General features: G+C 59.9%; 10 protein-coding genes. 7 read left to right on the top strand and 3 right to left on the bottom strand.

Going from position 1 to position 7,036, the window contains the following annotated elements; all coding sequences use genetic code 11:
* Nucleotides 1-336: 336 nt before the first annotated feature.
* The 4 genes from ACIQ17_RS10715 (at nt 337) to ACIQ17_RS10700 (ending at nt 2,789) form a co-directional block, all read left to right on the top strand.
* Nucleotides 337-1,305 (top strand): helix-turn-helix domain-containing protein, encoded by a 969-nt coding sequence (locus tag ACIQ17_RS10715; RefSeq protein ID WP_398468238.1) that lies wholly within the window; start codon nt 337-339, stop codon nt 1,303-1,305.
* Nucleotides 1,306-1,434: 129 nt separating this feature from the next.
* Nucleotides 1,435-1,515 (top strand): pyrroloquinoline quinone precursor peptide PqqA, encoded by an 81-nt coding sequence (gene pqqA / locus ACIQ17_RS10710; protein ID WP_398468246.1) that lies wholly within the window; start codon nt 1,435-1,437, stop codon nt 1,513-1,515.
* Nucleotides 1,516-1,664: 149 nt separating this feature from the next.
* Complete coding sequence (locus ACIQ17_RS10705) at nt 1,665-2,387, top strand: hypothetical protein (RefSeq protein WP_398468236.1); 723 nt, start codon at nt 1,665-1,667, stop codon at nt 2,385-2,387.
* 192 nt (nt 2,388-2,579) lie between these two features.
* On the top strand, nt 2,580-2,789 hold the full coding sequence (locus tag ACIQ17_RS10700; protein ID WP_398468234.1) for a hypothetical protein: 210 nt from the start codon (nt 2,580-2,582) through the stop codon (nt 2,787-2,789).
* 27 nt (nt 2,790-2,816) lie between these two features.
* Here the strand turns inward: ACIQ17_RS10700 and ACIQ17_RS10695 are convergent, their stop codons facing one another.
* Nucleotides 2,817-3,152: a hypothetical protein gene (locus ACIQ17_RS10695; protein ID WP_398468244.1), complete on the bottom strand. Its 336-nt coding sequence runs from the start codon at nt 3,150-3,152 to the stop codon at nt 2,817-2,819.
* Nucleotides 3,153-3,268: 116 nt separating this feature from the next.
* Between ACIQ17_RS10695 and ACIQ17_RS10690 the strand changes: the two genes are divergently transcribed.
* Complete coding sequence (locus ACIQ17_RS10690; RefSeq protein ID WP_398468232.1) at nt 3,269-3,610, top strand: hypothetical protein; 342 nt, start codon at nt 3,269-3,271, stop codon at nt 3,608-3,610.
* 26 nt (nt 3,611-3,636) lie between these two features.
* Here the strand turns inward: ACIQ17_RS10690 and ACIQ17_RS10685 are convergent, their stop codons facing one another.
* Nucleotides 3,637-4,458 carry a quinoprotein dehydrogenase-associated SoxYZ-like carrier gene (locus ACIQ17_RS10685; RefSeq protein WP_398468230.1) on the bottom strand — a complete coding sequence of 274 codons (822 nt, stop codon included), beginning with the start codon at nt 4,456-4,458 and terminating at the stop codon, nt 3,637-3,639.
* 54 nt (nt 4,459-4,512) lie between these two features.
* The gene (locus tag ACIQ17_RS10680) at nt 4,513-5,439 is read right to left on the bottom strand and encodes a quinoprotein relay system zinc metallohydrolase 2 (RefSeq protein ID WP_398468228.1); all 927 of its coding nucleotides are present in this window, start codon (nt 5,437-5,439) and stop codon (nt 4,513-4,515) included.
* A gap of 206 nt (nt 5,440-5,645) precedes the next feature.
* Here ACIQ17_RS10680 and ACIQ17_RS10675 point away from each other — a divergent pair, with 206 nt between their 5' ends.
* Together ACIQ17_RS10675 and ACIQ17_RS10670 are read left to right on the top strand one after the other, a co-directional pair.
* Entirely contained in the window at nt 5,646-6,473 is an 828-nt protein-coding gene (locus ACIQ17_RS10675; protein ID WP_398468226.1) for a substrate-binding domain-containing protein, read from the top strand.
* Nucleotides 6,473-7,036 carry a PQQ-dependent catabolism-associated CXXCW motif protein gene (locus ACIQ17_RS10670; protein WP_398468242.1) on the top strand — a complete coding sequence of 188 codons (564 nt, stop codon included), beginning with the start codon at nt 6,473-6,475 and terminating at the stop codon, nt 7,034-7,036. The genes ACIQ17_RS10675 and ACIQ17_RS10670 overlap by 1 nt, the downstream gene beginning before the upstream one ends.

The following is a 7,036-nucleotide window of genomic DNA, read 5'->3' as shown; positions in this document are numbered from 1 at the left end:
GATCGACCCGGCTTCGCTTTTGGTGATCGTCAGCTAATCACGTCTGCACATCCGTTCTTGCCCAAGAGCGAAGGTGGCTTGCTCGACAGCGAAGCTGCGTAAAATAAATTCGTCGTGCAGGCCCGGTCTATTGCATCTTTTGCACTGCACGCGACGAACCGGATGTTCCACCAATGGTTGATCTTTCGCTTGACGGGCCTGATCGCAAATCGGAGGATCAGCAGAGGGATGTCGATGCTTCCGCATACTGATTCCCGGCGGTGCCATAGCTGACGTGTTCGTTGTGTAGTTCCATCTGCGGCTCCGTCGCGATGGCTTCAGATCGGTGTCTGGCCTATGTCTGATACACTCGGTTCTCTCACGACGTCCGGCCTGTCGCCTTCAAAGCAGATCAAGCTTTGGTCAGAGGCGCTGACCGATCTGTGCGGGAGGTTCGATATTGACCCGCTGGATGCTTCGACATTCGACGGATTGATCAACTACACATCGGTCTCGCGGCTGAAACTGTGCCAGATCGAGGCAAGCCAGCACCGCATCGGCCACACGGCACCGCGCATTCGCAACAGCGACCATCCTTATGTGAAGATCCTGTTTCAGACCCAGGGGGTTTCGTATTTCGAGCAGAACGGTCGCCGCATCGATATCAACCCGGGCGATTGCCTCGTTTACGACGTGTCATGCCCGCATTCGATCGTCAGCCCGGCTTTCACGCGTCATGACGTTGTGATCGTGCCGAAGGAGTTGTTGCACGAGCGCGGCCTCGGCGTCGGGAATCTGTCGGCCTGCAAGCTCTCGGCGCGGGGCGGCACTGGCCGTATTGCGCATGATTTCGTCCATGCGGTATTCAATGAGGCGGACAAGCTGTCACCGAACAATGCGACAGGCGTCGCCGATGCCCTCATCGACCTTTTGTTGTTGCCGCTCCGGGATGCGGATATGACTTTGGATCGGGTCGGACCGGAAGCGATGTATGTGCGCGCGCAGGGCTTCATTCGCGAGCATTTGCGCGATCCCGAACTCAGCATCGACCAGATCTCCAATGCGCTGCAATGCACCAAGCGATATCTGCACATGTTGTTCAGCGATCGCGGGATGACGGTGAGCGACTATATCTGGCAGGCCCGACTGCATCACTGCCGTCAGGAACTCGAGAATGCGAGCGGCAAGACGATCACGGATGTCGCGTTCTCCTGGGGATTCTCCAGTTCGTCTCACTTCAGCCGCGTGTTCCGGAAGTATTTCGGCATCGTTCCATCCGCCATTCACCGCGCACACGGCGGAGCATCGAGCGTCGTGTCGCCATAGCCGTTGCGACACGCAGCCACATCATCGATATTTCGCGATGCAACTTTGGGGCGCTGTGTTGAAACCGCTCGCCGGTGTGCTTATCGTGTCATTGCGTGCGATATGCGCGCAAACTCTGAGGAGACCAAGATGAGTTGGAAAGCTCCGAAGATCGTGGAAGTGCAGGTTGGCATGGAAATCAACATGTATGCCTGCGCGGCCCGTAAGTAACAGATCGACATTTCGTGTCGATCTCTCCCGGCCCGCAGGCTTCGGCCAACGGGCCGGGTAGGGCTGCACTATGCCCGCAACAGCGCAGGCAGGTTTGGACTGACGGAACGATGCAGTCATCATCGCGCAAAGTCAGACCGGTCTGGGCAATGGCTCTTGCACTGGGCATATTCATGCCGCTGCAAGCCGTCGCGGGTGATATCGATACCGAGCATATTTTTGGCTTCATGATCGGTAGCGACATCGGATCGATCGGCGAACGTGAATTCCAGAGCCAGACAACAGGACGGTTCGGAAAGTCCGGCGGCCGCTATCGGGCGGGCGAGCAGGAATTCGAGCTTGAATGGGTGCCGGCGAAGGACGTTCGCATCGAGATCGGCAGCAGCATGTCGGCCTATCAGATCCCTGGCGTATCGGGCCTGCCAGACAGGCGCGCATTCGCATGGCAGGGAGCGTCCATTGACGTGCGCTACCGGTTTCTCGATCGGGAGATAGCCCCGGTCGGGATGACCTTGGCTGTCGACGGTGAATTCAGCCGAATGGATGAGGCGAACGCCGCACGAATCCAGGGCTATGGTGCCGGCATCACACTGGCATTGGATCGGGAAATCGTTCCGGGTGTCGCTGTTGCAGCGATCAATTTGATCTATCAACCCGAATGGACACGACGTCTCGACACCGGACGCGTGGACCGCGATTCCGTGCTCGGCGCGTCGTTTGGCGTGATGGCGCAGGCGCACGCCGGATTGCTGCTTGGCGGCGAAGCACGTTACTTGCGCCGCTATGAAGGTACCGGCCTGAGTGAAATTACCGGGCAGGCTTTGTTTGTGGGGCCACGGCCTATGTCCAGCTATCGGCTCGATCTCGCCTGACCTTGGGCTGGAGCGCACAGGTCTGGGGGCGATCGGAACAACCCGGCGCGACGCTCGATCTGTTCAATTTTGAACGCCATCAGGCGCGCCTCACCTATGGCATCAATTTTTGACACTGCAGGGCAGCGAAACTTCGGCCTGCCGGCCGCGTAGTGGACATGCTATGGTTTTCAACCATCCGGGATCCGCAGCATGAATATGATCAATCTCGTTTTGACAGTCTGTGCAGTTGCGTCACCCAATACCTGCGAGGAGCGAAATCTGTCCTTTGCGGCGGACTTTTCCTTGAAACAATGCGCGATGGCCGCCCAGCCCTACATTGCGCAATGGGTGGGCGAACACCCGAAATGGACGGCCGTAAGATGGCGGTGCGAATATCCGCACCACGACGACAAGGCGTGATTACGCTCGACGGCGTTTCGTCGACCGTTACTTCTTGCAGTCCTGGAGGTCTCTGTCGGCGATCTCGAAGACCGCATCGGCCCTGATCTCGATATTCGGGACCATGCACTGCCGACCGTCGGGATAGCTCACGCGGGCATCATAGCGGCCCGGGGTGATGCCGTTGATGCGCAGCCTCTCATCGTGGTCGACCTCCTTGTCCTTGTCGGCCAGTGTCAGATTGCTGCTCCACTGGTTCTGGCCCGCGGGCGATAGTTGAAAACCCGATATTGTCGCTGTTGTCAGATTCCACAGCCGGATTCCCTTGCCGGGCTTTCCCTGCGCGTGCGCTGCGGTCGTCGCGAGGATCGCTACGGCCATCATTGCGAGCGGTCGTATCATGTCGCCTCCCGGCAGCTTCGCTTTTGCGTTGTGCAGGACTATCAGTATAGTCCGTATCGGGTGTTGGCCAGCTTCAAGGCGTCCATGGAGCGGATCGCATGACAAGATATCTCGTCGTCGTCGCAGCCATGCTTGCTCTGCCGGGGCCGATGTGCGCTGCGGAGTTGAACGATTATCCCACCGCGACACGCGCCGAATATGTCTTCGGCTGCATGAAGGCGAACGGCGAGACGCGGCAGTCGATTGCGCAATGTTCGTGCTCGATCGATGTCGTCGCATCGATCGTGCCGTTCGATCGCTACATCACGGCTGAGACCGCGCTGAGCCTCGCGCAGGTGCGCGGCAATCTGAGCGCCCAGTTCCGTACCTCGGAGCAGGCGACCAGCGCGATCAACGATGTGCGTCGCGCACAGGCAGAAGCGGAAGTGCGCTGTTTTTAACTGCGCGACCATACGCTGCCCTTGCGCTACATTGCGGTACCGTCGACCTTCCATTCTTTCTTGAAGACGTGGCCGTCAGTGTCTTTTGCCTCGACCCGGAACGTCGTGGCGCCGTTTGAAGTGTAGGTGAAGCGGATATTGGGATCCTCCGAGATCGATATTCCGCCTTCCATCGACAACACCGGGCTGTTGTCTTGCCAGAGCTGCAGCCGGTCCACATAGAAGGCCGGGACGTAGAGATGGGTCAGCTGATCCATCTGCAGGCCGGAATTGTTCGGATGGCCGATCATCACCTGGGCGTCGCGAATGCCGGTCGCGCCATCCTCGGTCTTCGTGAACTGTCTGTAACGGATCTGGCCGAGCCGGCCTTTGGCCTCCTCGGCATTCTTCGCGGCAGGCGCCGAGCAGCCGCCAGATGCTTTCACATATGTTTTGACCATATGGAGCTTGCCGTCGCTGGTCTCGGCGACCGCGTGAACATCCGTGTAACTGTTGACGCGGACCCGGGTGGCGATTTCCGAGACATTGGCGTCGGGGCCCAGCGTGAATTTGGCAGCCATTGGCGCCGGATTCTGGTCGATCACCAACGTGATCGCCACGACGCGGTGCGCTGGATCGGATGCCGGCTTGATCCGCAGCGTCACCGGCACGATGGCCGCGTCCTCTGCGCGTGCCGGCATTTCGAGGGCGATGACGGCACTGCCGTCGGATATCGGCTTGTTATCGAAAATATCCTGCACCAGACCGGGCCAGGGATCGTAGCTCTCGGTTGCTGAGGCAGATCCCTGTCCGGTCGATATGGCCAGAAGGATAGCGACGCACACCTTGCGAAAATGCATTCCCGACATGGCACGATCCTCGCGCATGGAGAAGTGACGGGTTTATCTTAACGTGTGATGCGATTATTCCCACTCAAATTGCTGATATGCTGCAGTTGCGTTGCGGGCGTTGTAGTCGTCGAACAGCTCCCATTGCCCACGCTCGCTTGCTGCGGCCTGTTCGGCCGCCGCGGCGATTGGCTTGCCATCGGCGATGTCGCGTCGAATGTCGGCTGCGAGGACGCCGAGATAGCGGCGCTCCGCAGCGAGGGCGGCGGGCCAATCACCGACAGGGCCATGGCCGGGAATGACGCGTTCGGCGGGCAAGGATTGGAGATCATCGAGGAGCTTGATCCAGGCCTTGATGCTGCCGTCCACAACGGGGATATGGCGCACAAATACCAGGTCGCCAGCGAACAGCGTCTTCGATATCGTGTCGAACACCGTGACGTCGCTGTCGCTATGGGCGGTCGGCCAAGCCTTGACGATGAGCGTGCGGCCGCCAAGATCAAGCGTCAGCGAGCCATCGACGGTCCGTGTCGGCGGAACGATCCGGACCTCATCGATCAATGCGCCACCCATGCTGCGTCGGAACGCTTCGAGATAGAACGGGCCCCGCGCCGCCAATGCCTGCGGCAACCGCTGGTGACCGATGAATTCGGTCTCGCCTGTATCGAAGGCCGCGTTTCCGAAGATGTGATCGGGATGGCCATGAGTATTGACTACATAAAGGATCGGCTTGTCGGTCCGCGCTCGGATCGCTGCGTATAGTTGCTTTCCTTCACGCACACTGCCGCCGGTGTCGATCACGGCAACGGCGCGATCACCGACGACGAAGCCTATATTGGCGATGGCGCCGTCGTTATTCGATGACATGAGAGCAACGCGCCCTTCATGCATGAAGACGCCGGGTGCGACTTCCCTGACGGTGAGCGCGGAGTCCTGCGCTTGCGCGATCGTTGGCGAGATCAGGACGAAAAGTGCCGCGAACATCGTGGCGCAGAATGTCATGCGTCGTCTCCCGATAGGTTGCGTGGTCAGGATGCGCCGCAACATCGATGAGCGCGGTTTGTATCTTGCACGCAGAAAATGAGAAGCATAGCCTCCGCGCTGTCGTTGATCCCCTGTGACTCATGATCGGGGTTTGCATGCCTCCTCGCGCCGGATGGTTCAGTACATCGCATTTGCCGTGGGTTGCGCTCGTCGCGAGCGCCATGATGGCGGCCGGAAGCGCGGCCGCGCAGGCGCAGCAGGCCCAGCCGGGCGATTTGTCAGTGGAATTGATCGACCCTCATGTGCTCCGCGTTTGCGCCGATCCGCGCAACATGCCGTTCTCGAACGAGAAGGGTGAGGGTTTTGAGAACAAACTTGCCGAGTTATTTGCAGCAAAGCTGCAGAAGAAGCTCGAATACACATTCTTCCCGCAGGCGACCGGCTTCGTGCGCATGACGCTTGCTGCGCACCGGTGCGACGTCATCATGGGATTCCCGCAAGGCGATGACGTTGCCCAGGGCACCAATCCCTATTACCGGACCTCCTATGCGCTGGTGTCGAAAGCGGGATCCGGCCTCGAGGACATCACGACGCTGGAGGATGAACGGCTGAAGGGCAAGCATGTCGGCATCGTCGCCGGAACACCGCCGGCGACGAACATGGCCGTCAATGGGTTGATGGTGACGGCAAAGCCATATCCGCTGGTGATCGACACGCGGATCGATTCATCGGCGCTTGCCATGATCAAGGACCTGACCGCGGGCGCCATCGATGCTGCGGTGTTGTGGGGACCAATGGCCGGCTACTACGCCAAGACCGCGGTGCCGCCATTGCATGTCACGCCACTGGTGAAGGAAACCACGGGGCCGCGCCTCGTTTATCGCATCGGCATGGGCGTGCGCGCAGCCGATCAGAACTGGAAGCGCCTGCTCAATCGCATGATTCAGGAGAACCAGGCCGCCATCAACAAGGTGCTGCTCGATTTCGGCGTGCCGCTGCTCGATGAGAACAACCGTCCGATTGGGCCGGAATCGGCGGCGAAGTCGCCGTGATCAGGCGTATCGCCTGCTCATTGGCGATAGCCGCGCTTGCGACTTTAGCGGCACATGCGCAGCAGATCGTGGTCGAGCCGAACGACTATCGCACCGAGGAGTATCGCGCGCCGACGCCGCCGGGTCTGAAAGGTGCGCGGGTTGTCACCACGCCGGAAGCCGAGGCAATCTGGCGCGAGAAGCGCGGTGCTTTTGTCGATGTGATGCCGCGCCCGCCGAAACCCGCCAATCTCCCTCCGGGTACCGTCTGGCGTGACAAGCCACGCCATCACATTCCCGGCAGCATCTGGCTGCCCGATACCGGCTATGGACAACTCGCGGCGGAAACCGACGCGTATCTGCGCAATGGTTTGGATTCGGCATCCGCAGGTAATCGCGACGCCATGCTCGTCATTTACTGCCAGGCTAATTGCTGGATGTCGTGGAACGCGGCGAAGCGGGCGCTGTCCTACGGTTACACCAATATTGCCTGGTTTCCGGACGGGACGGATGGATGGGAGCAGGCCGGCCTGCCGCTGGTCGATGCGCAGCCGGCTTCGCGGCAGGGTTCACCATCGAAGTGA

It is taken from the genome of Tardiphaga sp., assembly GCF_044340795.1.
GTDB lineage: Bacteria > Pseudomonadota > Alphaproteobacteria > Rhizobiales > Xanthobacteraceae > Tardiphaga.
Note: the sequence above shows the minus strand (reverse complement) of the source record. Positions and strands in the feature narration are given on the sequence as shown.